The following is a 24949-nucleotide window of genomic DNA, read 5'->3' on the forward strand; positions in this document are numbered from 1 at the left end:
TTGCGTATGATCCCGAACCGATTTTCCGGAAGGATCATGCGCCGACTAGAAGTGATGGAGCATCCTTGCGCGTCTTTTTGAACGCCCGATAGCCTACCCGCCTCGACCGGACGCCCCACTCGCCGCTCGTGCGCCGAGCCTTTGCCCGAACCGTCAAAATGGCGCAAGTAAATCTTGTGGTTGCGTGAAAATCCTCTTGATTTTTTCATGAACCCGCCATCAAATGAAATTTGCTGAGAATTTTTCACCAAGACAGGGATGGCTTTGCCCTCAACCGCCGCCAGATCGGAACAGGACAGCGGCGAACGGCTGCTGGCCGGCGACATTCGCGCGTTGCGCAAGGCGCGCGGCTTGACGCTTGCTGAAATCGCACTGAAGCTCGGCCGTTCCGTCGGCTGGGTCAGCCAGGTCGAGCGCGGTCTGTCGGTCCCGTCGCTCGGCGATCTCAGGGCCTTCGCCGAATTGTTCGGCGTGCCGGTCAGCCTGTTCTTCAGCCATGACGTGCCTGTCGAGACCGAGCGCGGCGTGGTCGTGCGCGCCGGCAACCGGCGCACGCTTGGCACAAGCGATTCCGGCCTGGTGGAGGAGCTTCTGTCGCCCGATCTCGGCGGTAGCTTCGAGATGCTGCGTTCGGTCTTCGCTCCGGGTGCCGAGATGAAGGCCGAGGCGCGCCGGCCGACCGAGGAAGCCGGCTACGTCGCTTCGGGCAGTTTCGACATCGAAATTGCTGGCATCTGGCACCGGCTTGGCGAAGGCGACTCCTTCCGCTTCGACGGCAAGCCGTTCCGATGGCGCAATCCTGGAGCCGAGCCGGCTGTCGTCATCTGGGTGGTTTCGCCGCCTGTCTATTGAACGAATGCATGTCGCCCAAAAGTGCGTGGCGGTTTTGGGACAACGACATGCATCAAAACAAATAGTCGGAGAAGAACATGGCCGGTTTGCCGACCACGGCACGCGTTGTGATCATCGGAGGTGGTGCCGTCGGCGCCTCCTCGCTCTACCATCTCGCCAAGGCGGGCTGGACCGACTGCGTGCTTCTGGAGAAGAACGAGCTGACCTCCGGCTCGACCTGGCATGCCGCCGGCAACGTGCCGACTTTCTCCTCGTCATGGTCGCTGATGAACATGCAGCGTTATTCGACCGAGCTCTATCGCCGGCTGGCCGACGAGGTCCGCTATCCCATGAACTACCACGTCACCGGCTCGCTCAGGCTGGCCCATAGCGCGGAGCGCATGCAGGAATTCCAGCGCGCCAAGGGCATGGGCCGCTACCAGGGCATGGATATCGACGTGGTCGGGCTCGACGAGATTAAGCGCCGTTACCCCTTCATCGAGACGCATGAGCTGAAAGGCGCGCTCTACGATCCGAATGATGGCGATATCGACCCCGCGCAGCTGACCCAGGCACTGGCCAAGGGCGCGCGCGACATGGGCGCGAAGATCATCCGCTTCTGTCCGGTCACCGGCGTGAGCCGAGACAATCACGAGTGGGTGGTCGAGACGGCGCAAGGCGAGATCCGCTGCGAGATCGTCGTCAACGCCGCCGGCTACCGCGCCGCCGAAGTCGGCAGGATGTTCGGCCGCGAGGTGCCGATGATGGTGATGAGCCATCAATATATCCTGTTCGAGGAAATCCCCGAACTGGCGGCGTGGTCGAAGGAACAGGGCAAGAAGCTGCCGCTGCTGCGCGACGTCGATACGTCCTATTATCTGCGCCAGGAAAAGAACGGCATGAATCTCGGCCCCTATGAGCGCAATTGCCGCGCCCACTGGGTCGGCCACAACGACCCGATGCCCGACGACTTTTCCTTCCAGCTGTTTCCCGACGATCTCGATCGGCTGGAACATTACCTGGCCGATGCTGTCGCCCGCGTGCCGATCCTCGGCACCGCCGGCCTTTCAAAGGTCATCAACGGGCCGATCCCCTATGCGCCGGACGGCAACCCTCTGATCGGGCCGATGCCCGGCGTGCCCAACGCCTTCGAGGCCTGCGTCTTCACCTTCGGCATCGCCCAGGGCGGCGGCGCCGGCAAGGTGCTGGCCGAGTGGGTGACCGAAGGCCAGACCGAATGGGACATGTGGTCCTGCGATCCACGCCGTTTCACCGCCTTTGCCTCGGCCCCGGATTATTGCGTCGCCAAGGGCATGGAGATCTACGGCAACGAATATGCCATCCAGTTCCCGCGCCATGCCTGGCCGGCCGGGCGCGACCGCAAGCTGTCGCCGCTCCACGACCGCATCAAGGCACTCGGCGCCCGGTTCGATGCTTATAATGGCTGGGAACGCGCCACCTGGTATACGAACGCAGGCGACGACATCTCCGAAGAATCCACGCTGACCTTCCGCCGCGACGGGCCGTGGCAGCATCGTGTGCGCGAGGAATGCCTCGCCGTCCGCGATGCCGCCGGCATTCTGGACCTGCCGGGGTTCTCCCGTTTCAATCTCGACGGTCCGGGTGCCGCCGAATGGCTGAGCCTCCAGGTGACCGGCCTGGTGCCGAAACCCGGCCGCATCGGCCTCGTCTATTTTGCCGACGACAAGGGCCGCATCGTCACCGAAATGTCGGTGGTCCGCCACGACGAGAACCTGATGACGCTGATCACCGCCGCTGTGGCTCAGTGGCATGATTTCGAATGGCTGAAGTCGCGCATCCCGAAGGACGCCACATTCAAGCTGATCGACAGGACGGAGGAATACTCCACCCAGATCCTCGCCGGCCCCAACTCGCGAAAAATCCTCGCCGAACTCTGCGCAGCCGACCTCACCCTGCCCTGGCTGACGCATCAGGAAACCAGTATCGCCGGACGTTGGGCAAAGCTGGTGCGCGTGTCCTTCGCCGGCGAGCTCGGCTGGGAAATCCACAGCAAGGTCGACGATACCGCAGCCATCTTCGACGCCGTCTGGGCGGCCGGGAAGAGGCATAGACTAAAACCGTTCGGCATGTACGCGCTGGATTCGCTGCGGCTCGAAAAAGGCTACCGTACCTGGAAGGGCGACCTGTCGACCGACTACTCGATCCTGCAGGGCGGGCTGGAGCGATTCGTCAGATGGGATAAGCCCGACTTCCGCGGCAAGACGGCGCTGCAAAACGAGAAGCAGCAGGGCATCAAGAAGCGCTTCGTCACGCTGGTTGTCGAAAACCCCGGCGACTGCGATGCGCCCACCATGTCGACGCTGTGGCATGACGGCCGGATCGTCGGCGAGACGACATCCGGCGGCTGGGGTCATCGCATCGACAGGTCGATCGCGCTCGGCATGCTGCGCGCCGACCTCACCGAGCCGGGAACCGCGGTCGAGATCGAGATCTTCGGCGAACGTTTTCGGGCGGTCGTGCAATGAGCCGTTATGGGATCCAAAGAACGAGAGGCTCAGAGCATGAAGAAAGTGATCCTCACCGATGGCGGCATGGGCCAGGAGCTGGTCCGCCGTAGCAGTTCCGAGCCGACGCCGCTGTGGTCGGCCAGGGTGCTGATCGACGAACCGGATCTGGTGCGCGACCTGCATGCGGAATTCATCCGCGCCGGCGCCCGCGTCATCACCATCAACACCTATTCAGCCACGCCGGAGCGGCTGGCACGCGAAGGCGCGGAAGAGCTGTTCAAGCCGCTGCAGAAGCGCGGCATCGAACTGGCAAGGCAAGCCCGCGACCAGGCCGGCGACGCGGCGATCGCCGGCTGCCTGTCGCCGCTGTTCGGCAGCTATGCGCCGGCGCTGACGATATCCTTCCAGGATACGCTCGACATCTATCGCCGTATCGTTGCCGAGCAGGCGGACGGCGTCGATCTGTTTCTGTGCGAAACCATGGCGTCGGCCGAAGAGGCGCGCGCCGCCGTCACCGCGGCGTCGGAAAGCGGCAAGCCCCTATGGGTGTCGTGGACGCTTGCCGACCACGGCACGCCGCGCCTGCGCAGCGGCGAAGCCATTGCGGCGGCGTCGGGCGCTCTTGCCGGCCTGCCCGTCGCGGCCCGGCTGATCAATTGCTGCCGGCCCGAAGCGATCGCTGCAGCGCTGCCCGAACTGATCGCTCTCGGCGGTCCGGTCGGCGCTTATGCCAACGGCTTCACCTCGATTGAGGCGCTCAAGCATGGCGGTACCGTGGAAGTGCTGCACGCCCGCCACGACCTTGATCCGGATGCCTATGCCGGCCAGGCGGTCGGCTGGGTCGAGGCCGGCGCCGGCATCGTCGGCGGCTGCTGCGAAGTCGGACCGGCCCACATCGCCGCGCTGCGTGACCGGCTCGAACAGGCCGGTTATGAAATTTCGGGAGCAGCATAATGCCCAGGCCATCATCGCGCATTTCCGGCATCGTGCCTTCGGGCAAGGATGGCTGGGAGGTTCATTCCGCTGCCTGGGCGCGCAAGCAGGCAGGCGAGGACATCATCATGCTGTCGGTCGGCGACCACGATTTCGACACGCCGAGCGAGACGATCGAAGCCTGCGTGACGGCGGTTCGCGCCAGCAATCACCACTACACGCCGCTTGCCGGCGTTCCGCGCCTGCGCAAGGCGATGGCGGCGGCTTCGACGCTGTGCACCGGCGTTGCGACAAATCCCGACCAGGTCATCGCCACGCCGGGCGGGCAGGCCGCGCTTTACGCGGCCATTCAAGCGGTTCTCGACCAAGGCGACCATGCCATCGTCGTCGCGCCCTATTACGCCACCTATCCCAACACCTTCAGTGCGGCGGGCGCCGAGTTCAGCGTCGTCGAGACCCCCGCCGAGGACGGCTTTCAGCCGCGCGCCGCCGACATTCGCGCCGCCCTTCGGCCGAACACCCGCGCCATCCTGATCAACACGCCGAACAACCCCACGGGCGCCGTCTATTCGCGAGAGCGCCTGGAAGGTCTGGCGCAGATCTGCCGCGAGCATGACCTATGGCTGCTGTCGGACGAGGTCTACTGGACGCTGGGCGGCGGCGAGCACGTCTCACCACGCTCGCTGCCCGGCATGGCGGAACGCACGCTGGTCATCAATTCGATGTCGAAGAGCCACGGCATGACCGGCTGGCGCATGGGCTGGCTGACCGGGCCGGAATCAATGGTCTCGCTGTTGACCGACCTCAATCTGGTGATGACCTACGGCCTGCCGGCCTTCATCAGCCTCGCCTGCGCCGAGGCGCTCGAAAATGGGTACGGCGTCAAGGAGATCGCCGAGCGCTACGCCGCGAGGCGCACCGTCGTCCTCGATGCCATGCGCGGTATGAACAACATCACTGTGCGCGGCTCCGAAGGCGGCATGTACGTCATGCTCGACATATCGGCGATCGAGCCGGACGACGAAAAATTCGCCTGGGCCTTCCTCGACCAGGAGAAGGTCGGCGTCATGCCCGGCTCGAGCTTCGGCGAGGCTGCAGCCGGCCACATCCGCTTCAGCCTCTGCCAGCCTGAGCCGGTGCTGATGGAGGCCGCCACACGCCTGCGCCGCTTCGCCTCCTTCTATCGCCGTGAGGCCGCATGAGCGCCTCACCCACCAAAACCATTCCGACCAAGGCCATTCCTCCCAAAGCGAGGGCGGTCATCATCGGCGGCGGCGTCTCCGGCTGCTCGGTCGCCTATCATCTGGCCAAGCTCGGCTGGACCGACATCGTCCTGCTCGAGCGCAAGCAGCTGACCTCGGGCACGACATGGCACGCCGCCGGCCTGATCGGCCAATTGCGCGGCTCGCAGAACATGACGCGGCTGGCGAGGTACTCGGCCGACCTCTACGTCAAGCTGGAGGCCGAGACCGATGTCGGCACCGGCATGCGCCAGGTCGGCTCGATCACGGTGGCGCTGACCGAGGAGCGCAAGCACGAGATCTATCGGCAGGCATCTCTCGCCCGCGCCTTCGATGTCGATGTGCGCGAGATTTCGCCCAACGAAGTCAAGCAGATGTACCCGCATCTCAATGTTTCCGATGTGGTCGGCGCCGTGCATCTGCCGCTCGACGGTCAGTGCGACCCGGCCAATATCGCCATGGCGTTGGCCAAGGGCGCGCGCCAGCGCGGTGCAACGATCGTCGAGAACGTGAAGGTCACCAAGGTTCATACCAAAAATGGCCGGGTCACCGGCGTCTCCTGGGCGCAGGGCGACGAGCAAGGCGCGATCGAAGCCGATATCGTCGTCAACTGCGCCGGCATGTGGGCACGCGAGCTTGGCGCCCGGAACGGCGTCACCATCCCGCTGCACGCCTGCGAACATTTCTATCTCGTTACCGAACCGATCCCCGGGCTTTCCCGCTTGCCGGTGCTGCGCGTGCCGGACGAGTGCGCCTACTACAAGGAAGATGCCGGCAAAATGATGCTCGGCGCTTTCGAGCCGGTGGCCAAGCCCTGGGGCATGAACGGCATAAGCGAGGAGTTCTGCTTCGACCAGTTGCCGCAGGATATGGATCATTTCGAGCCGATCCTGGAAATGGGCGTCAACCGCATGCCGATGCTGGCCACCGCCGGCATCCACACCTTCTTCAACGGCCCCGAGAGTTTTACCCCCGACGATCGCTATTATCTCGGCGAGGCGCCGGAGCTTTCCGGCTACTGGATGGCGACCGGCTACAATTCGATCGGCATCGTCTCCTCCGGCGGCGCCGGCATGGCGCTGGCGCAATGGATCAATGACGGCGAGGCGCCTTTCGACCTCTGGGAGGTCGACATCCGCCGCGCCCAGCCGTTCCAGAAGAACCGCCGCTATCTCAAAGAGCGCGTCTCCGAAACGCTCGGCCTGCTCTACGCCGATCATTTCCCCTACCGCCAGATGGCGACCTCGCGGAACATAAGGCGCTCGCCGCTGCACGAACATCTGAAGGCGCGCGGCGCCGTGTTCGGCGAGGTCGCCGGCTGGGAGCGCGCCAACTGGTTTGCACGGGAGGGCCAGGAGCGCGAATACCGCTATTCCTGGAAACGGCAGAACTGGTTCGATAACCAGCGCGAGGAGCATCTGGCGGTCCGAAACGGCGTCGGCCTGTTCGACATGACCTCGTTCGGCAAGATCCGCGTCGAGGGCCGCGACGCCTGCGCCTTCCTGCAAAGGCTCTGCGCCAACGACATGGACGTGGCGCCGGGCAAGATCGTCTACACCCAGATGCTCAACCAGCGCGGCGGCATCGAGAGCGACCTCACCGTCTCGCGGCTGTCCGAAACCGCCTTCTTGCTCGTCGTGCCCGGCGCCACGCTGCAGCGCGACCTGGCCTGGCTGAGAAAACATCTTGCCGACGAGTTCGTCGTCATCACCGATGTGACCGCTGCCGAAGCCGTGCTTTGCCTGATGGGCCCGGATTCGAGGAAGCTGATTCAAAAGGTCAGCCCAAACGATTTCTCAAACGGGAACAATCCGTTCGGAACGTTTCAGGAGATCGAGATCGGCATGGGCCTGGCCCGCGCCCACCGCGTCACCTATGTCGGCGAGCTCGGCTGGGAGTTTTATGTCTCGACCGATCAGGCTGCCCATGTCTTCGAGGCGATCGCGGAAGCCGGCACTGACGCCGCCCTGAAGCTATGCGGCCTGCACACGCTGGATTCCTGCCGCATCGAAAAGGCCTTCAGGCATTTCGGCCACGACATCACCGACGAGGACAATGTGCTGGAGGCCGGGCTGGGCTTTGCGGTGAAGACCGCCAAGGGCAACTTCATCGGCCGCGATGCGGTGCTGAGGAAGAAAGAAAGCGGATTGAACCGGCGGCTGGTGCAGTTCCGTCTGAAAGACACGCAACCCTTGCTCTTCCACAATGAGGCGATCCTGCGCGACGGCAAGATCGTCGGTCCGATCACCTCGGGCAATTACGGCCATCATCTCGGCGGCGCAATCGGGCTTGGTTACGTGCCTTGCAAGGGCGAGAGCGATGCGGATGTGCTGTCGTCGTCCTACGAGATCGAGATCGCCGGCGAGCGCTTTGCCGCCGAGGCCTCGCTCAAGCCGATGTACGATCCGAAATCGGAACGGGTGCGGATGTAACTCTTTTCTTTCTCCCCTTGTGGGAGAAGGTGGCCGAGCGAAGCTCGGTCGGATGAGGGGTGTTGGAAGGATCGCTACCTCAACGGAATTAGCGTTTAGCGCTCCCGTCCCAATCTTCCCACGCCGCGTTTCTTCCAGCACCCCTCATCCGGCTCGGCGCTACGCGCCGATCCACCTTCTCCCACAAGGGGAGAAGGAAAAGTCCCCTCCCGCGTCAGAACGCGTCCATCTTGGCAGCGACCTTCGCGATGAATTTCGTCCGCGTCTCGTTCGTCGACAGGTTCATCGAGTAATGCGCGAGATAGGAGACCGACCCGCCAGGCTTGATGGTGGCGCGCAGCACCCGATTGACCAGCTTGCGCGGCGGGTCACCCATCAGCATGGCGCGGAATCGGCTGCCGCCATAGGTGGTGACCGCCGCCATCTTGCGAATATTGTGCAGCGACGGCTGCACCTTGCCGTCGACCAGCTTGAACGACACGCCGGGCAGGAAGACGCGATCGAAAAAGCCTTTCAAAATGGCCGGATAGCCGAAGTTCCACACCGGAAACGACAGCACCAGCGCCTCGGCCCGCAATAGGCGCTCGACATAAGCCGCCACCGGATCGCCGTCGCTGCGTTCGTCGTGGTAGGACAGCCGCTCGGCCCGCGTCAGCCTGGGATCGAAACCCTCGGCATAGAGATCGCAGTCGTCGACGACATGGCCGGCGGCCTTCAGCCGCTCGACGATGGTCCGGTGCAGATCGGCGTTGAAGCTGGTCTCGACCGGATGAGCGTAGAGGAGGAGGACGTTCACAGGAGAACATCTCGCAAGTCGGCGCCAAGCACCCCCCTCTGCCCTGCCGGGCATCTTCCCCTCAAGTGGGGAGATCGGCTGTCAGTATCGCTTTCGCCAGTTGACGACGTTGGAAGATGGTCGAGACGATGGAACTGCCAATCTCCCCCCTTGAGGGGGAGATGCCAAGTGGTGGCAAAGAGGGCAGGCCAGAGGGGGGTACAGCGCCACACGCCCGTCATCGTCTCAACCCGCCTTCTCCAGTCCCTTGAACAGAAACGACTTGCCCGAGCGATAATCATAGTCCGGGTTTTCCCAGGCGATCATCTTGCCGGGATTGAGCAGCCCTTGCGGGTCGGTCTCGCGTTTGAACGCAAGCTGCACCTCGTCGGTCCGCTTCATGCCGCCTTCTTCCAGCGTGTAGCGGTGCGGGTTGAAGATCCAGCAGCCATTATCCTCGTGGATGCGGATGATCTCGTCCAGCCGCTCCGCCGTGGTGAAGCGGACCAGCGGCAGCCCGGCGATGCCGATGGCGCCGTCGAAGCGGATGAACTCGAGATGCGCCGGCACCTCGTCGCCGAAGCGGTCGACCATCGCCTTGACGTGGCCGAGGTGGTCCGGCGACGGATAGCGGGTCTGCAGATAGGTGATCGTCGGATCGACCCGGATGGCACGCAGCGTCGTGTGGTTCCAGGTCAGCTCATAGGCCGGCGGCAGCCCTTTGAGATCGGCCTCCTTGTCGGCACGAAAGACGATCTCGCCCTTGCTGCGCGACGTGAAGGCAAGGAAAGCATCCATCGCATGCGGCGCGATCATCAGGACGACGATGCTTTGGCCGCGCCGGAAAAACCGCTGGTGGCGCTTGAAGTAATCGTAGGGGATGGGTGCTGCGATCGGTGTGATCAGTTTCGCCAGGATGCCGTCCTGGATGGCGAGATCGTTGCCGAAGCCGGCCGCATCCATGAAATCGTCGAAGCCGACGATGACGTCGATCCAGTCATAGCTGGCGGTCAGCGGCATCTCGACTTCGGTGATGATGCCGTTGGTGCCGTAGGCGTGCATCACCTTCAGCACGTCCTCGCCGGTGAGCTCCATGACACGCGGCTCAGCCTCCATCGTCACGGTCCTCAGCCGGATGACGTTGCCGAGGTCGCGCAGTCCGCCCCAGCGGATCGAGCCGATACCGCCGGAGCCGCCGGCGACGAAGCCGCCGATCGATGCGGTGTTGTAGGTCGACGGCGACATGCGGAGCTCCTGGCCGGAATGCGCCCGCGTCGCTCTGTCGATGTCGGCGAGCACGGCGCCGGGGCCGGTGACGACACGGCCGGGGGCGATCGTCTTGACCGCGTTCATTTCGGCGAGATTGAGCACCACGCCGCCGGACAGCGGCATCGCCTGCCCGTAATTGCCGGTGCCACTGCCGCGCGGCGTCACCGGCACGCCATGCCGGTGACAGGCGGCGAGAATGCGGACGACCTCGTCTTCGGTTTTCGGCGTCACGATCAGGTCGCCGGTGACGTGCTCGAGCTGCTGCTTCAGCACCGGGCTGTACCAGTAGAAATCGCGGCTCTTCTGCTGGACGATCGCCGGATGGTCGTCGATCTTCAAACCGTCCAGGTCGCGCTTGAGCGCCGCAATATCCATCATTCCACCATCAGATCATCGAGTTCGGCATAATCGGGCAGCTGGCGCTCGATCGCCCGGCCGTCGCGTACAACGATGCGATCCGATTCGGGCCGTGACAGCAATTCCGTCCAGCTCCGCCCCTTGAAGACGACGAAATCGGCCGGCGCTCCGGCGGCAAGCGGGCCGAAACCATCGAGCCGCATCACCTTGGCCGGCGTTGCGGTGACAGCTTGCGGCCAGTCCGCGACGGGATGGTCTAGATGCAGGATGCGCGTCGCCATGCGATAGACCTCCAGCATGTCGAGATCGCCATAGGCGTAGAACGGGTCGCGCGTATTGTCGGAGGCGACGGCGACGGCAATGCCGCGCGCCTTCATCTCGTGCAGCAGCGTCACCCCGCGCCAGCGCGGCGTTGTCCTGTCGCCTCGCCGGTCCTGCAGATAGAGATTGCACATCGGCAGCGACACCACCGCCAAGCCGGCCTTGGCGACCTTATCCAGCGTGTCGAGCACGTCGAGATCGGGCTGGCGTGCCAGCGAGCAGCAATGGCCGACCAGGATGTTCCCGTCAAAACCGTTCCAAAGGGTGGCTTCGGCGATTTTCTTCAGCGAGATCGCAGAGACATCGTCGGTCTCGTCGGCATGGAAATCGAGGTCGAGGCCATGCTTGATCGCCTGCGCAAACACCTGGTCGAGCAGTTCTTCGAGGTCCGGCACCATATAGGTGACGACGCCGAGCACGCCCTTGGCGGCAGCCACGCGCTTGGCCAGCCTCTCGAACCATTTCCTGTCGCGCACGCCTTCGATGCCGAGCAGGCAGGCCGCCTGCAGCTCGATGCGGCCGCGCCATTTCTCCCGCATCGTCTCGAACACCGGCCAGGAGATCTCTTCCTGCGGCGCAACGCTGTCGAGATGCGTGCGCAGCGCCCTGGTGCCGTGCGCGTAGGCGCAGCGCAGCGAAAAATCCATGCGGCGGGCAACGTCGTCGGCGCTCCAGCGCGCCGCGCGGTCGGCGCCGGTGGCGCTCAAAGCGCCCATGAAGGTGCCGTCCGGGTTGGGCTTTCGGGGCCAGATATGGCCCTTGTCGATATGGGTGTGGCAGTCGACAAAGCACGGCAGCACGATGCGGCCGCCGAGGTCGACGGCGTCCGCCGGTGCGTTGGATCGATGCGCCGCAATGCTGGAAATCCTGCCGTCGGCGACCGCGATATCTGCGAGTGCAAAACCGTCGGCGTCGGAAGGAGCGGCAAGGCCGGGCGTCAGGGAGGCGTGAAGCCGGACCTTGGAGAGATAGTAGGAACCAGAAGCTGGTATCAAGGCGTACCCCCCTCTGTCCTGCCCTCTTTACCACTACTTGGCATCTCCCCCTCAAGGGGGGAGATTGGCAGCCTCGCCCATGGCGCTCGTCTTGCAACGTTGGCGATTAGCGAAATCCTGGATAGCATCCAATCTCCCCCCTTGAGGGGGAGATGTCCGGCAGGACAGAGGGGGGTGCTGGCGCTGCCCACCATCACCGCTCCTGCCTCAGCGCGCTCTCGTGCCAGCGCCGCAAAAGGAGATGCGATACCAGCGACAGCACCAGGAAGATCAGGATGCCCGTGAGCGAGATCAGGATCAGCGCCGCGAACAGCCTTGGTGCGTTGAGCCGGTAGCCGGCCTCGATGATGCGCGAGGCGAGGCCGGACGACTGGCCGGTGGCGCCGGCGACGAACTCGGCCACCACCGCGCCGATCAGCGACAGGCCGCCGGCGATCTTCAGCCCGCCGAGGAAATAAGGCATCGCCGCCGGCAGCCGCAGATAGCGCAATTGCTGCCAGCGGGTGGCGCCGTTGAGCTTGAACATGTCGCGCAAATTGCGGTCGACGGAGTTGAGGCCGAGCGTGGTGTTGGAGAGGATCGGGAAGAAGGCGACGATCCAGGCACAAAGCAAAAGCTTCGTCGTCTGGTTGTCGACATAGATGTTGATCAGCGGAAAGATCGCGACGATCGGCGTCACCTGCAGCACGATGGCGAAGGGAAAGAACGACATCTCCACCCATTTCGACTGAGCGAACAGCACTGCCAGCCCGACACCGCCGACCACGGCGAGAAGCAGGCTCAAGAAGGTGATCCTGAGTGTCACCAGCAGCGAGGAGAACAGCAGCCCGGCATCGTCGTGCAGCGTTTGCAGCACCACGCCGGGGCGCGGCAGTATGTATTTCGGGATGTCGTTCCAGACGCAGACGCGGTCCCACAGCCAGATCGCCAGGATCATGATCGCCAGCGGCAGCAGCCATCTGCCGATGCGCTCGAAGCGCTCCTGGCGGACGCGGCGCGCCTCCTCCGGGTCGAGCGCCGGGATCTGTTCTTCAATGGCCGTCATGATGCGGTCCGGCAGTTGAGTTGATGGCGCCGATCAGCACGTCGGATGCCTGGCGGCAGAGCGCGGCATAGTCGGGCGAGGTGCGAAACGCCTCGTCGCGCGGATAGGATGCATCGACGGCAAGGTCGGCAAACACCCGGCCCGGCCGCGCCGCCATGACGACGATGCGGTTGGAGAGGAATACGCTTTCGAAGACGCTGTGGGTGACGAAAACGACGGTAAAACGCTCATCCTGCCATAGCTCCAGAAGATCGTTGTTGAGCTTGAAGCGGGTGATCTCGTCGAGTGCCGCGAACGGCTCGTCCATCAACAGAATGCGCGGCTTGGTCACCATGGCGCGGGCGATCGAGACGCGCATCTTCATGCCGCCCGACAGTTCGCGCGGCACCGCCTTCTCGAAGCCGGTCAGGTGAACCCGCGCCAGCATCTCCATCACCGCCGGCGCCGCCTTGGCACGCGACACGCCCTTCAGCCGCAGCGGCAGCCAGACATTGTCGAAGACGTCGGCCCAGGGCAGCAGCGTCGGCTCCTGGAAGACGAAGCCGATATTTGAACGGTCGCCGATATTCGAACGCTCGAGGGCGCCGCTGCCGCGCCAGTCGAGCACACCCGAGGTCGGCGTCGACAGGCCGGCAATCAGCCGCAGCGCCGTCGACTTGCCGCAGCCCGACGGTCCGAGCAGGCTGAGGAAATCGCCTTCCCGGATCGTCAGCTCGACATTGCTGAGCGCGGTGACGCCGTTGGAAAAAACCTTGCCGACGCCACGCAGCGCCAACAGCGTCGGCCCCGATACGCTTCCTGGCTGTTGCGCCACTTTCTCCAGCTTCACGGCCTACTTCTTCAGGTCGAGCCCGACGCTCTTGTTGACGAAGGCCAGCGTGTAGGCCTTCTTGATGTCGATGCCCGCCGGCGTGACCTTGGCCTTGACCATCTTGTCGTAAAAACTCTGGATGCGCGCATCGGTCATGGCGCCGATGCCGAGCTTTTCGCTGTCGCCGGAATCGACCACGCCGAACTTCTTCAGCTGCTCGATCGAGAAAGCGATCTGCTCATCCGTCATATCCGGATTTTCCTTCTTGATCATCTCGTTGGCGGCCTTGTTGTCGCCGTAGAGATAATTGTACCAGCCCTTGGCCGAGCCATCGACGAAGCACTGGACCACCTCGGGCCGCTTGTCGACCGTCTCCTGCATGGTCTCGACCGTCGTTGCATATGTGTCCCAGCCATAGTCGGCCAGCAGGAACTGGTTCGGCGTGAAACCGCCCTGCTTCTGGACGGCGAATGGCTCCGAGGTGACGTAACCCTGCTGGATCGACTTCTTGTTGGCGATGAACGGCGCCGGATTGAAGGTGTAGGGCGCGCGCTTGGCGGCATCGAAGCCGAGGTCGGTGACCATCCACTGGAAGAAGGTCTGCGCACCTTCGTCGCCAAGGATGTACTGCTCGGCGTTCTTCAGGTCTTCCCATTTGTCCAGCCCCTGCCCGGGATGGGACATGATGACCTGCGGGTCCTTCTGGAAGTCGGCCGCCACGACGCGCATCGGTATGCCTTGCTGCACGGCATCGAAGGCCGACAGCAGATTGCCGCCCATGTAAAAATCGATCTTGCCGGCCAGCAGCAGCGGCCGGCCGCTGACCTGTGGGCCGCCCTGCATGATCGTCACGTCGATGCCGCAGGCGGCATAGGTGCCGTCCACCACGGCCTGGTAGTAACCCCCATGCTCCGGCTCAGCCAGCCAGTTGGTGCCGAAGGTGACTTTTTCGTTCGCTGCCGCGGCAAGCGTGCCTGCGCCAAGCAGCACGATCGCGCCCGCCGAAATCTTGAGTTTTCCGTACATCCACACCACCCTTTGTTCGCTCCGGCGCGTCACGCGCCGGGCTCGACACCATTGTTTCAAGAAGCAAGACACATGCCACCGGCGCGTTGCGCCGGGACCGCCCGCTTGTGCAATGCCCGCCTGAGCAATGGCGGCGCGAAGGCCGGACGGGTCATGCTGTACGAAAGGCATCGTGCCTATTTTTTGATCGCCTGTCCACAATCGCCCTCGTGACATGCACCGCCATCTTGATGCCCGCATCGATCCCGCTTTAGGCTGCCGTGAACGGAGATTGCCATGTTCAAATTTCTCACGCCGAAGTCGATCAAGCCGCCCTTCGCCCGCTACAGCCATGGCGTCGAACTGCCGCCCGGCAAGCGGCTGGTGCTGTGTTCGGGCCAGGTCGCAATCACCCCGGACGACCAGATCCCCGAAGAGGCCGGCGCACAGGCCGAGCTCTGTTTCCAGAACATATCGGCGATTCTCGGCGAGGCCGGGCTCAGCCTGTCCGACATCGTCCGCATCAACGCCTACGTCACCGACCGCGCCTTCCTGCGCCCCTATATGGAGGTTCGCGACCGGCTGTTCGCCAGCCCTGCGCCGGCCTCGACGCTGATGATCGTTTCTGGTTTTGCCCGGCCGGAATTCAAGATCGAGATCGAGGTCATCGCGGCGGGATGATCGACAGCCGATCGTTCCCGCGTTAGGTCTGGGCTTGTCGGTTCAAGAGGGCATGACATGACCGCTGCAAAAAAACGCGTATGGTGGGGTGACTACCGGACCACCGAATACGCGACCGTCGATCCTGAGGCGACCATTGCCGTTCTGCCGCTGGCGGCGATTGAGCAGCACGGCCCGCATCTGCCGGTCTCGACCGACACCTCGATCATGAACGGCATGCTGGAAACGGTGATCGCGCGCCTGCCCGGCGATCTCGACATCCGCATCCTGCCGGTCCAGGCGGTGGGCAAGTCGAACGAACATTTGCACGCACCGGGCACCCTCACCCTGCCGGCGACGACCTTGGTCGAGGCGTGGACCGAACTTGGCCTGTCGGTCGCGCGCGCCGGCGTCCGAAAACTGATTGTCGTGAACTCGCATGGCGGCAATGAAGAGATCATGGGCATCGTCACCCGCGAGTTGCGCGTGCGGGCAAAGATGCTGGCGGTAAAGACCAGTTGGCAGCGTTTTGGCCGGCCGGCCGGCATGTACACCGAGCTCGAGGACCGCCACGGCATTCATGGCGGCGACGTCGAGACCTCGCTGATGCTGCATTTCCGGCCCGACCTCGTCGATATGGGGAAGGCCGACAATTTCGTGTCCAAGGTCGCCCGCGCCGAAAAGGAATTTTCGCTGCTGCGCCACACCGGAACGCACGCCTTCGCCTGGATCGCCAGCGACCTCAACCCGAATGGCGTGGTCGGCGACGCCAGCATTGCCACCGCCGAAAAAGGCCGGCTGACCGCCGAGCATCAGGCCGACGGCTTCATCGGCCTGCTGAGGGACGTGGGCAAGGCAAAGCTGGCGGATTGGTTGGCGTAGGGTTGTGTTGATATTCAGCGAAGGCTTGGACGCTCAGATGTAACGGCATGGATCCTAGGGTCTCCGCTACGTCGCGGAGACCCTAGGATCTATGCCGTTTCCGTGGCCGAAGAGTGCGGCGATCCACGATTGCCGCGCCGTCTCGATGGGCCGATTCTAGCCATCGATCCCCAAGGCAAACGGCGTGCCTTCGAAAGCATCTGCGCCGCGCCCGATCGCCTGGATCGCTTCGATCATCCGGCCCCTGCGATCGAGCAGCGTGTCGGCAATTGCGATCAGCCGCGGATTGGGCGTCGCGGTGGGCGACAGCCTGCGCAGCGTCTCGGCCAACTCGGCCTCATCGCGCTTCGGCGCCAGCGCTGCCGCGATGATATAGGCCGAGGCGGTCGAGCGGCTGATGCCGGCATAGCAATGCACCACCAGCGGCCGCGACCGATCCCATTGGCGGGCGAAATCGAGCAGGTTCAGGACATGCTCCTCGCCCGGCATGGTCATGCCCTCCTGCGCTACCGCAATGTCGTGCATGACCAGATGCAGATGGTTTTCCCTGGTGATCGAGGCCGGTCGCATCACCTCCGTTCCGGCAGCGAGCAGCGAAAGCAGCCGCTCGGCCCCGGTCTTCGTTACCGTTTCCTCGACTTTGGACAGCGAGCAGACGTGGATCATTGGGTAGTTTCTCCCTTGGCATCATCGTCGCGCCGCGAGGCCCAGCCGGCAAGCGCCGATTCGAGCCGCCGCCATTCTTCGTCGGCTCCCGGCAGGCCGGCGCGCAGCACATCCGGCCGGCCGGCGAAATGCCGAAGCAGGATGCCGCGCTGGCCGAGCACCGAAAACAGGCCGGCGGCGCCCGCCAGCCTGATATAGCGGAACAACGCGGTGCCACCGGCGACAGGCACGCCGAAGCGGCCGAACAGCGTATCGAGCCGTGCGGCATCCTCGGCCAGACGGCGCCGCATCCCGGCCTGCCAGCCGGTATCGGCAAGCGCCCTTATGCCATATTCGAGCGCCGGCCCGGCAACCGCCCATGGCCCGAATTGCGCCTCCAGCCGCTCGACCGTCAGCGCATCGGCCAGTGCAAAGCCAAGCCGCAGGCCGGCCAGGCCGAAGAACTTACCGAACGAACACAGCACGACGATGCCGCCCTGGTCGACGTCGCCGGCCAGGCTTTCGCTGCGCGGGCCGACATCCATGAAGGCCTCGTCGACCACCAGCAGCCCACCTCTGGCGCGTAATGTCCCGGCAAGTCGAAGCAATCTTTCGCGCTCGACGACGCGCCCGTCCGGGTTGTTGGGATTGACGACGACGGCAAGGTCGGCCGCCGCCAGGGCTTCGAAATCATCGACTTCAGCCGCCGCATGGCCGGCGATCGCCGCTGCCCGCCTATGCTCGGCATAAGTCGGCCCGAGCACCAGCGCCGTGCCCGGGCTGACCAGGGAAGCGACGCGCGGCAACAGGATCTGCGTGCCGGGCGCCGCTGCGACATTCGCCGCCGACGGGGCGCCATAGGCGCTTGCCGCGAGTTCAGCCAAGTCGCGGCTGCGCGCTGTTTCCGGCAATCGCGACAGGGCGGTGGCGGGCAAATCGAAAAGCGGGTAGGAGTGCGGATTGATCCCGGTCGAGAGGTCGACGAAAGGCAGCGGCGCGTGAGGGAAAAGCGCCCTCGCCCGGCCAAGGCTTCCGCCGTGGTCCACTGCCGCCGTCACTCCATCAAGAGACTTCATGCCGATCCTGATCACTTTCCTGTCGCTGGCCATCGAACTTGTACTCGGCTACCCGGCCCGGCTCTTCGATGCCATTGGCCATCCCGTCACCTGGTTCGGCAGGCTGATATCCTTTCTCGACCGCAGGCTCAACCGCGCCACTGATTCCGACGCCCACCGTCGCGGCTGGGGCGTCGTCGCGCTGCTGGTGATCGTGCTGGTGCCGGCCGCCCTCGCCCTCTGGCTCGAAACCTTGCTTTGGAGCATTCCCCTCGGCTTGTTGGTCACCGCAATCCTGGCGACGTCGCTGCTGTCGCAGAAGAGCCTGGCCGAGCATGTCGAAGCGGTCGCCGACGCACTCGACAGCGGCGGACTGGATATGGGCCGCATTGCCGTCTCGCGGATCGTCGGTCGCGACCCGGAAAAGCTCGACAGGGCCGCTGTCTGCCGCGCCGCGATCGAAAGCCTGGCCGAGAATTTCTCCGACGGCGTCGTCGCGCCGGCCTTCTGGCTCGGTATCGGCGGGCTCGCCGGCGGCGTCGCCTACAAGGCCGCCAACACCGCCGATTCGATGATCGGCCATCGCACCCCGCGCCACGAAGCCTTCGGCTGGGCGGCTGCGCGCTTCGACGATTGGATCAATCTGCCGGCGTCGCGGCTGACGGCGCTGCTGATCGTACTCGCCGCTTTTCTGGTCAAGGGCGCCGACGCCAAGGGCGCCTGGCATGCCGTGCGGCGCGATGCGAAAAAGCACCGCTCGCCCAATGCCGGCTGGCCGGAAGCAGCGATGGCCGGCGCGCTCGGCCTGGCGCTCGCCGGCCCCCGTTCCTATGACGGCGTCATGGTCGAAGACGCATTGATGGGCGAAGGCGGCCGGCGCGATGATGTCGAGAGCACCGACATCCGACGGGCGCTGAAACTCTACCGCGTCGCCGACTTACTGCTGATCGCGCTGTTCGGCGTGGTCGCGGTGGTTGTTATCTTGGCGTGATCTTCGCCCGATCTCAGGCGAAACAAAAAACCCACCATGCGGCGGGTCGTTGGAGCCAATTAGCACCATAGCCAAATTAGTAGCATAGCTGCCGGCACAAAGCAAGAACAAAATAGGGCTACGCCTCAAATAATCGCGTCAGGTCGGCGCCGCCCTTCACCCTTACCATTCCAGGGGCGAGCCGCTTCGTGCGGCTTTCCCTTCTCCCTTTGTGGGAGAAGGTGGCCGCGAAGCGGCCGGATGAGGGGTGTTCCAGCTTGGCACCAACAGCGCCCCGGCCAGCGCCCCTCAACCGTCTTGGCGCTGCGCGCCAATCCACCTTCTCCCACAAGGGGAGAAGGAAGAAGAGGCGCCAGCAACACCCCTCAGAACTCGATCCCTTGCTGCGCCTTCACGCCGGCGGAGAAGTGGTGCTTGGTCACGCCCATCTCGGTGACCAGATCGGCCGCCTCGACCAATACCGGTTTGGCGTTGCGGCCGGTGACGACGACATGCAGGCCTTCGCGACGCGCCTTCAGCGCCGCGACCACCTTTTCGAGATCGAGGTAGTCGTAGCGCAGCGCGATGTTCAGCTCGTCGAGCACCACGAGGCTGATCGACGGCTCGGCCATCAGCTCCAGCGCTTTCGCCCAGGCAGCCTCGGCCGCCGCGATGTCGCGCTTCAGGTCCTGTGTCTCCCAGGTAAAGCCCTCGCCCATGGCGTGCCAGACGACACGGTCACCGAAGGCGGCAAAGGCGTCTTTCTCGCCGGTGTGCCACTTGCCCTTGATGAACTGGACGACGCCGACGCGCTTGCCATAGCCGAGCATCCTGAGCGCCAGCCCGAAGGCGGCCGTGGTCTTGCCCTTGCCCGATCCGGTGTTGACGATCAGCAGCCCCTTCTCGAGCGTCTTGGCCGCGACCTCGGCATCCTGCACCGCCTTGCGCTTGGCCATCTTGGCGCGGTGGCGTTCCTCGTCCTTGGGATCGATAGTATCAGCCATGTCATTTCACCTTGAGCGGCAGCCCCGCCACCATCAAAAGCACGGTGCCGGCAACAGCCGCGACGTCCTGGTTCAGCCGGCCGGCGGCGTCGCGAAACCGTCTTGCCAGCGCATTGTCCGGCACGATGCCCTGGCCGATCTCGTTGGACACCACGAACCACGGCCCACGCGGCCGCGACAGCACATCGGCCAGCCTCCGGCATTCGGCCCCGACATCATGGTCGGCCAGCATATGGTTGGTCAGCCACAGCGTCAGGCAGTCGATCAGCACCGGCTGGCCGTCAGGCAGCGCTCCGATCGCGCCGGCAAGGTCGAGCGGCGCATCGATGGTCGTCCAGCCGGCGCCGCGGCGCGAGCGGTGCAGCGCGATGCGCTGGCGCATCTCGTCGTCATAGGCTTGCGCCGTGGCGATATAGCTCCAAGGCGGCGGGCCGACCGTCACCAGGCTCTCGGCATGCGCGCTCTTGCCGGAGCGCGCACCGCCGATGACCAGGGTCAGTGCCCCGGCAGCGCGGTCAGGCAAAGCTGTCGCGCAGGCTGGTCGCCGTGCCCGTGAAGCGTCCGCGCACCACGCCGACGACCGCGCCGAGCACCAGCCAGAACACCAGATTGGTCAGCGTCACCGCCACCACGAACTGGTGGTGCAGGCCTTCCGGGATCGCCGTCTCGAAGCTATCGGGCTGCGGCGCGCCGACGATATGCGGCGCAACGATCAACGCCACGGCAAGAGCCACCAGCGGCAGCGATCTGCGGAAGACGATAAGGCCGAGACCGGCCGCTGTCGCCACCACTGTTGCCCACCACCATATCTGGCGTTGGACAAGGTCGGCCGCCGGCATCGCTGGCAGTTCCGGCGGCAGGCCGAGGCCCGGCGCCAGCGTGAACACGGCAAAGCCGGCAAGCCCCCAGAACAGGCCCTGGCGCCAATTGCCGATGCCGCCGGCGAATTCCGAAACCGCAACCAGGACCAGCGCAAAGCCGATGCCGGTGACGATATTGGCAACGACGCTGAAGCCGAAGCGTTCGAAACCGTCGGCCGGCGCCCAGCCTTCGTCTTCCGCCGGAGCCATCGCTTCAGCCGCTGCCGGCGCGGCGCTGCTCATAGCCGTCGTGCCCGCGGCGTTTTCGGCCGGTGTCGCAGGTGCCGCGGCATGGTCATGGCCGCCGCCGGCCTGTTCATAGACTTCCGCCTTCAGGATGAGCGGCACCGTGGCATAGGCTTGCATGCAGGCGAGAGCCACGCCGGCCACAAGCCCTGCGATCGCCGCGATGAACACGACGTTGCGAAACAGTGTCATGATGTCAGCCCCTTGTCAGTGGCAGGGAAAGCCCATCGAGTGGCGATAGTCGTGCGCGGCATTGTGGACCGCATCGATATGCGAGAAGCCGACAAAGCCCATGACGAAAATGCCGAGGAATGCAGCAAGCGCCAGCTGCATGAGACGCGACTGCGAGGAGGCGGAAGCGCCGAGCGAGACGGAAGCGGTATTCATGTCTTGTCCTTTCGCCCTCCACCCGAGGGCATAGAAGTCAGTTTCCTGTCGCCGGCAGGTCTCCTGGCTCGCGGATCAGCGCCCTTCCCCACCTTCCCGAAGGCGAACCTTCAGTGGCATATGGAGAGGACTACCGCACACAGTTGCGGGGGCAGCCACGGCATTGGGCAAACAACTTGCCCTCACCGCATTCCCTCTTGGTTCCAAACGGAACCGACGACATCAGCGACTATAGGCAGAATCGCCGCGCCCGGCAAACCAAATTCCGCCGGATCGTGTGGCGAATGCGCCGCCTCGCCAAGCCCGGTCGGCCGGCGCCGCGATTGACAATTTTCGCAGCCGGGTGTCGGCTGGCGGATGGGGAGGAAGCCGGCATGCAACCCAGCCCGAATGAGCGCGGTCCCTACAACGGCCTGACGCGGGCCGAGCCGACGCTGCCGTCATCAGCCTATTGGGACATCGCGGCCTATCAGCGCGATCTCGAGGCCATCTGGTATCGCAACTGGCTGCTCGTCTGCCGCGAGGCCGACCTTGCCCAGCCGCTGGCTTTCAGGACGTTCCGCATAGGCACGCAGGAGGTCGTCGTGCTGCGCGACGAGACCGGCGAGTTGCGCGCCTTCCACAACACCTGCCGGCATCGCGGCTCGCAGCTTTGCCAGCAGAGCGAAGGACGGCTGAAGGCGCGGCTCATCACCTGCCCATACCATGCCTGGTCCTATTCGCTGCACGGCGATCTGGTGCGCGTGCCGTCGAAATCGCTGCCGGACGGCTTCGACAAGGCCGATCATCCGCTCTACCGGGTCGCGCTTTCGGTGTGGCGCGGTTTCGTCTTCGTCAATCTGGCGGAAGACGCTGCCGGCTCGGCTGAAACATCCTTCGATCCGGCATCCGGTAACCTCGCCAACTGGCCGCTGGAAACGCTGCTGAGCGGCCATGTGCTGCGCAAGGTGATAAACTGCAACTGGAAGGTATTTTGGGAAAATTTCAACGAGTGCCTGCACTGCCCCGGCGTCCACAAGGACCTGTCGCGGCTGGTGCCGATCTATGGCCGCGGCCTGATGGGCCGGCACGACGACCCCGAATGGGCGCGCCACGCCGACAATGACGCGCCGGAATTTGCAGGCGGCTTGCGGGCCGGGGCCGAAACCTGGTCGCGCGACGGGCGCGTCCACGGCTCGGTCTTTTCCGGCCTGACGCCGGGCGAGCGTGCCGCCGGGCAGACCTATGCCACCAGCCTGCCGTCGATGTTCGTCGTCGGCCATGTCGACTATGTCAGGACCGTGCGGCTGGTGCCGCTTGGGCCGGAGCAGACCGAACTTACCGCCGAATGGCTTTTTTCGCCCGAAGCGCTCGCCGATCCGGCCGCGGATATCGACAACATCGTCGCCTTCGGTACCCAGGTGCTGGAGGAGGATGCTGATATCTGCGAGGTCAACCAGATGGGCCTGCGCTCGATGCGCCACAAGGCCGGCGTACTGATGCCCGAGGAGTACGACTTGCACCGCTTCCACAACTGGGTGCGCGAGCGCCATGCGGCGCTCGCACATCAAAGCGATTTGGGCAGATAGCGCCAGGTGACGAAGCCGCAGGCCGCCGCCAGCAGGCCGAGTGTCGCGAAAACCGCGCCCAGTCCGAAAAACGCCAGCACGCCGGCCAAAGGCTTTCCGGCTTTGGCCTAAAGCAGCTCTGATGCCGACCGGTACCAACGCGACGCAAGGCCCTGCTTCTTTTGACGGTGGCAACCGTGATAGTCGTCTTGCCGGGGCTGAACCAAGACAGCGAGACCATGAGCATCGACACGCCGAGCGCAGCCGTTCAGGATCAACCGAAGTCGAAGCGCATCGCCGTTATCGACATTGCACGCGGCATCGCTTTGCTTGCCATGGCGAGCTATCATTTCACCTGGGACCTCGAATTCTTCGGCTACACCGATCCCGGCCTCACCGCCTTCGGCTGGTGGAAAATCTACGCGCGCTGCATCGCCTCGAGCTTCCTGTTCCTGGTCGGCATCAGCCTCTATCTCGCCCATGGCAAAAAAATCCGCTGGACCGGCTTCTGGAAGCGCTTCGCCATGGTTGCCGGGGCAGCGCTCGCAATATCGCTGGTCACCCGCATCGCCACGCCCGACGGCTTCATCTTCTTCGGCATATTGCACGAGATCGCGCTCGCCAGCCTGCTCGGCCTGGCGTTCCTGCGCCTCCCGGCGCTACTGACGCTTGCCGTGGCGGCCCTCGCTATTGCCGCGCCTTTCTACCTGCGATCTGAGCTTTTCGATCATCCGGCTTTGTGGTGGGTCGGCCTGTCGGCGACCAACCCGCGCTCCAACGACTACGTTCCACTGCTGCCCTGGTTCGGCGCCGTACTTGCCGGCATCGCGGTTACCAAGCTCGCCGCCACCTCCGGCGCGCTGACGCGGCTGTCGGCCTTGGCGCCCGGCCGCTGGGCAAATCCGCTGGTCTTCATCGGCCGGCACAGCCTTGCCTTCTATCTGATCCATCAGCCGGTGCTGATCGGCTCGGTCTGGCTGTTTTCGCAATTCATGCCGGCGCAGGCCGAAACCAGGGAGGTGAGTTTTGTGAAATCCTGCCAGATATCCTGCGAGCAGGCACGCGACACCGAGTTCTGCTCCAGCTATTGTGCCTGCATGCTGGACACTCTCCAGGGCGAAGCCTCGCTTGACCGGCTCTACAGCAACGACCAGTCCCCGGAGTGGAAGGCGCATATTGGCGAGCTCGCCGGCACCTGCACCGCCCAAACCGAGGCGGCGGAACCGGGAACGCGCTAATCGAGGGAGGACAATAATGAGCGACAGTCACCCGAAACCCGTGCAGCAAAATCCTGGGCAGCCGAAGCTGGGGTACATCCCATGGCCGCCGCTGATCTATATCGCCGCCATCATCGTCAGCGTCGCGCTAGGGCTGTTCTATCCGCTGCCGTGGATCGGCGATCTTCTCGGCGACATCCTGTTCGCCGCCGGCCTTGTGGGGTTGGTGGCGGTTGCCGCGCTCTGGTTCACGGCAATCCGCACCATGATCCGCGCCAAGACGACGCTCAACCCGAACGGCGTGCCTGACCATCTGGTGACTACCGGACCCTTCGCCGTCAGCCGCAACCCGATCTACCTCGCCAACACGCTGCTGCTGATCAGCCTCGCCTTTGTCACTGGGATCGCCTGGTTCCTGCCGTTGGCGGTCATCGCGGCGTTCCTGACGCAGAAGCTGACGATCGAGAGCGAGGAGAAGGTGCTGACGGCCAAATTCGGCAAGAAATACCGGGACTACGCCAAAAGGGTGCGGCGCTGGATTTGAGCCGAGGCACCGGCTTAGGTGGTGACGCCGAGTTCCACCAGCCGCTCGACGCAGGATTCCTCTGCCTGATCGAGCTCGGCCAGCGTCTCTTCGAGGTCGCGGCGTTTCTGGCGCAAATCCTCGCGCTTTTCCTCGATGCGCTTGATCATCAATTTGAGTTGGCCGACCTCGCCGGGCGGCTCCCTGTACATCTGGATGATTTCGCGGATCTCGTTGATCGAGAAGCCGAGCCTTTTTCCCCGCATGATCTGGCGGATGAGATGCCGGTCCGACGGACGGAACAGCCGAGTGCGGCCGCGTCTTACTGGCTGCACCAGCCCTTCGTCCTCATAGAAGCGCAACGTCCGCGTCGACACGTCGAATTCGCGGGTCAGCTCCGTGATCGAATAATATTCCCGCATCGTCACTCCAATGCCCCGGCCACGCCG

Annotated in this window: 23 protein-coding genes, 1 pseudogene and 1 riboswitch; of the genes and pseudogenes, 11 read left to right on the forward strand and 13 right to left on the reverse strand. The window is 64.4% G+C overall.

Annotation, left to right across the window (positions count from 1 at the left end; genetic code table 11):
* Nucleotides 1-258 precede the first annotated feature (258 nt).
* The 5 genes and pseudogenes from NKI17_RS22135 to NKI17_RS22155 all read left to right on the forward strand — a co-directional run bounded on the left by NKI17_RS22135 (nt 259) and on the right by NKI17_RS22155 (nt 7926).
* Nucleotides 259-852, forward strand: coding sequence for a helix-turn-helix domain-containing protein (locus tag NKI17_RS22135; protein WP_031211731.1), 594 nt, complete (start codon nt 259-261; stop codon nt 850-852).
* A 77-nt stretch (nt 853-929) separates the two neighbouring features.
* Nucleotides 930-3378 (forward strand): annotated as a pseudogene (locus tag NKI17_RS22140) (GcvT family protein).
* Nucleotides 3375-4274: a homocysteine S-methyltransferase family protein gene (locus NKI17_RS22145; RefSeq protein WP_023676541.1), complete on the forward strand. Its 900-nt coding sequence runs from the start codon at nt 3375-3377 to the stop codon at nt 4272-4274. Before NKI17_RS22140 ends, NKI17_RS22145 begins: the two are co-directional and overlap by 4 nt.
* Nucleotides 4274-5455 (forward strand): pyridoxal phosphate-dependent aminotransferase, encoded by a 1182-nt coding sequence (locus NKI17_RS22150; RefSeq protein WP_352568962.1) that lies wholly within the window; start codon nt 4274-4276, stop codon nt 5453-5455. Before NKI17_RS22145 ends, NKI17_RS22150 begins: the two co-directional genes overlap by 1 nt.
* Nucleotides 5452-7926, forward strand: a complete 2475-nt coding sequence (locus tag NKI17_RS22155) for a GcvT family protein (protein ID WP_352906799.1) — start codon at nt 5452-5454, stop codon at nt 7924-7926. The genes NKI17_RS22150 and NKI17_RS22155 overlap by 4 nt, the downstream gene beginning before the upstream one ends.
* 214 nt (nt 7927-8140) lie before the next feature.
* On the opposite strand, the gene NKI17_RS22160 is transcribed toward NKI17_RS22155, so the two are convergent.
* The 6 genes from NKI17_RS22160 to NKI17_RS22185 all read right to left on the reverse strand — a co-directional run bounded on the left by NKI17_RS22160 (nt 8141) and on the right by NKI17_RS22185 (nt 14525).
* Nucleotides 8141-8722: an NAD(P)H-dependent oxidoreductase gene (locus NKI17_RS22160; RefSeq protein ID WP_352568964.1), complete on the reverse strand. Its 582-nt coding sequence runs from the start codon at nt 8720-8722 to the stop codon at nt 8141-8143.
* 225 nt (nt 8723-8947) lie between these two features.
* Nucleotides 8948-10348, reverse strand: a complete 1401-nt coding sequence (locus tag NKI17_RS22165) for an FAD-binding oxidoreductase (protein ID WP_502894571.1) — start codon at nt 10346-10348, stop codon at nt 8948-8950.
* Nucleotides 10345-11643 (reverse strand): cytosine deaminase, encoded by a 1299-nt coding sequence (locus NKI17_RS22170; RefSeq protein ID WP_352906800.1) that lies wholly within the window; start codon nt 11641-11643, stop codon nt 10345-10347. The genes NKI17_RS22165 and NKI17_RS22170 overlap by 4 nt, the downstream gene beginning before the upstream one ends.
* A 193-nt stretch (nt 11644-11836) precedes the next feature.
* Complete coding sequence (locus NKI17_RS22175) at nt 11837-12688, reverse strand: ABC transporter permease (protein ID WP_352454637.1); 852 nt, start codon at nt 12686-12688, stop codon at nt 11837-11839.
* A complete protein-coding gene (locus tag NKI17_RS22180; protein ID WP_352568966.1) occupies nt 12675-13517 on the reverse strand; it encodes an ABC transporter ATP-binding protein in 843 nt (280 codons plus the stop codon). Before NKI17_RS22180 ends, NKI17_RS22175 begins: the two co-directional genes overlap by 14 nt.
* A gap of 3 nt (nt 13518-13520) precedes the next feature.
* Entirely contained in the window at nt 13521-14525 is a 1005-nt protein-coding gene (locus tag NKI17_RS22185) for an ABC transporter substrate-binding protein (protein ID WP_352568967.1), read from the reverse strand.
* Between the two features lie 276 nt (nt 14526-14801).
* Here NKI17_RS22185 and NKI17_RS22190 point away from each other — a divergent pair, with 276 nt between their 5' ends.
* Together NKI17_RS22190 and NKI17_RS22195 are read left to right on the forward strand one after the other, a co-directional pair.
* Entirely contained in the window at nt 14802-15185 is a 384-nt protein-coding gene (locus NKI17_RS22190) for a RidA family protein (RefSeq protein WP_352454641.1), read from the forward strand.
* 57 nt (nt 15186-15242) lie between these two features.
* Nucleotides 15243-16046, forward strand: coding sequence for a creatininase family protein (locus NKI17_RS22195; protein ID WP_352454642.1), 804 nt, complete (start codon nt 15243-15245; stop codon nt 16044-16046).
* 156 nt (nt 16047-16202) lie between these two features.
* Here NKI17_RS22195 and NKI17_RS22200 read toward each other — a convergent pair whose 3' ends face one another.
* Entirely contained in the window at nt 16203-16712 is a 510-nt protein-coding gene (locus tag NKI17_RS22200; RefSeq protein ID WP_352454643.1) for a tyrosine phosphatase family protein, read from the reverse strand.
* Entirely contained in the window at nt 16709-17767 is a 1059-nt protein-coding gene (gene cobD, locus NKI17_RS22205) for a threonine-phosphate decarboxylase CobD (RefSeq protein ID WP_352756713.1), read from the reverse strand. Before cobD ends, NKI17_RS22200 begins: the two co-directional genes overlap by 4 nt.
* Between cobD and cbiB the strand changes: the two genes are divergently transcribed.
* Nucleotides 17766-18737, forward strand: a complete 972-nt coding sequence (cbiB, locus tag NKI17_RS22210) for an adenosylcobinamide-phosphate synthase CbiB (RefSeq protein WP_352906801.1) — start codon at nt 17766-17768, stop codon at nt 18735-18737. The two genes, cobD and cbiB, sit on opposite strands and share 2 nt — an antisense overlap.
* A gap of 365 nt (nt 18738-19102) precedes the next feature.
* On the opposite strand, the gene cobO is transcribed toward cbiB, so the two are convergent.
* Genes cobO through NKI17_RS22230 form a run of 4 tightly spaced genes read right to left on the reverse strand, consistent with a single transcriptional unit; the run spans nt 19103 to nt 21213 of the window.
* A complete protein-coding gene (gene cobO, locus NKI17_RS22215; RefSeq protein ID WP_352724945.1) occupies nt 19103-19720 on the reverse strand; it encodes a cob(I)yrinic acid a,c-diamide adenosyltransferase in 618 nt (205 codons plus the stop codon).
* A gap of 1 nt (nt 19721) precedes the next feature.
* A complete protein-coding gene (cobU, locus tag NKI17_RS22220; RefSeq protein WP_352906802.1) occupies nt 19722-20243 on the reverse strand; it encodes a bifunctional adenosylcobinamide kinase/adenosylcobinamide-phosphate guanylyltransferase in 522 nt (173 codons plus the stop codon).
* Nucleotides 20236-21018, reverse strand: coding sequence for a CbtA family protein (locus NKI17_RS22225; RefSeq protein WP_352624778.1), 783 nt, complete (start codon nt 21016-21018; stop codon nt 20236-20238). Before NKI17_RS22225 ends, cobU begins: the two co-directional genes overlap by 8 nt.
* 15 nt (nt 21019-21033) lie before the next feature.
* Nucleotides 21034-21213, reverse strand: a complete 180-nt coding sequence (locus NKI17_RS22230) for a CbtB domain-containing protein (protein ID WP_023676561.1) — start codon at nt 21211-21213, stop codon at nt 21034-21036.
* Nucleotides 21214-21249: 36 nt separating this feature from the next.
* A riboswitch (cobalamin riboswitch) is annotated at nt 21250-21446 on the reverse strand.
* Between the two features lie 141 nt (nt 21447-21587).
* Between NKI17_RS22230 and NKI17_RS22235 the strand changes: the two genes are divergently transcribed.
* The 3 genes from NKI17_RS22235 to NKI17_RS22245 all read left to right on the forward strand — a co-directional run bounded on the left by NKI17_RS22235 (nt 21588) and on the right by NKI17_RS22245 (nt 24521).
* On the forward strand, nt 21588-22781 hold the full coding sequence (locus NKI17_RS22235; protein WP_023676562.1) for an aromatic ring-hydroxylating oxygenase subunit alpha: 1194 nt from the start codon (nt 21588-21590) through the stop codon (nt 22779-22781).
* Nucleotides 22782-22999: 218 nt separating this feature from the next.
* Nucleotides 23000-23998, forward strand: a complete 999-nt coding sequence (locus NKI17_RS22240) for a heparan-alpha-glucosaminide N-acetyltransferase (protein WP_023676564.1) — start codon at nt 23000-23002, stop codon at nt 23996-23998.
* Between the two features lie 16 nt (nt 23999-24014).
* Nucleotides 24015-24521: a methyltransferase family protein gene (locus NKI17_RS22245; protein WP_023676565.1), complete on the forward strand. Its 507-nt coding sequence runs from the start codon at nt 24015-24017 to the stop codon at nt 24519-24521.
* A 14-nt stretch (nt 24522-24535) separates the two neighbouring features.
* Here NKI17_RS22245 and NKI17_RS22250 read toward each other — a convergent pair whose 3' ends face one another.
* A complete protein-coding gene (locus NKI17_RS22250; RefSeq protein WP_023676566.1) occupies nt 24536-24922 on the reverse strand; it encodes a MerR family transcriptional regulator in 387 nt (128 codons plus the stop codon).
* Nucleotides 24923-24949 lie beyond the last annotated feature (27 nt).

Origin of the sequence: Mesorhizobium sp. M0816 (assembly GCF_040320005.1) — a bacterium.
In the GTDB taxonomy this organism is placed as follows: domain Bacteria; phylum Pseudomonadota; class Alphaproteobacteria; order Rhizobiales; family Rhizobiaceae; genus Mesorhizobium.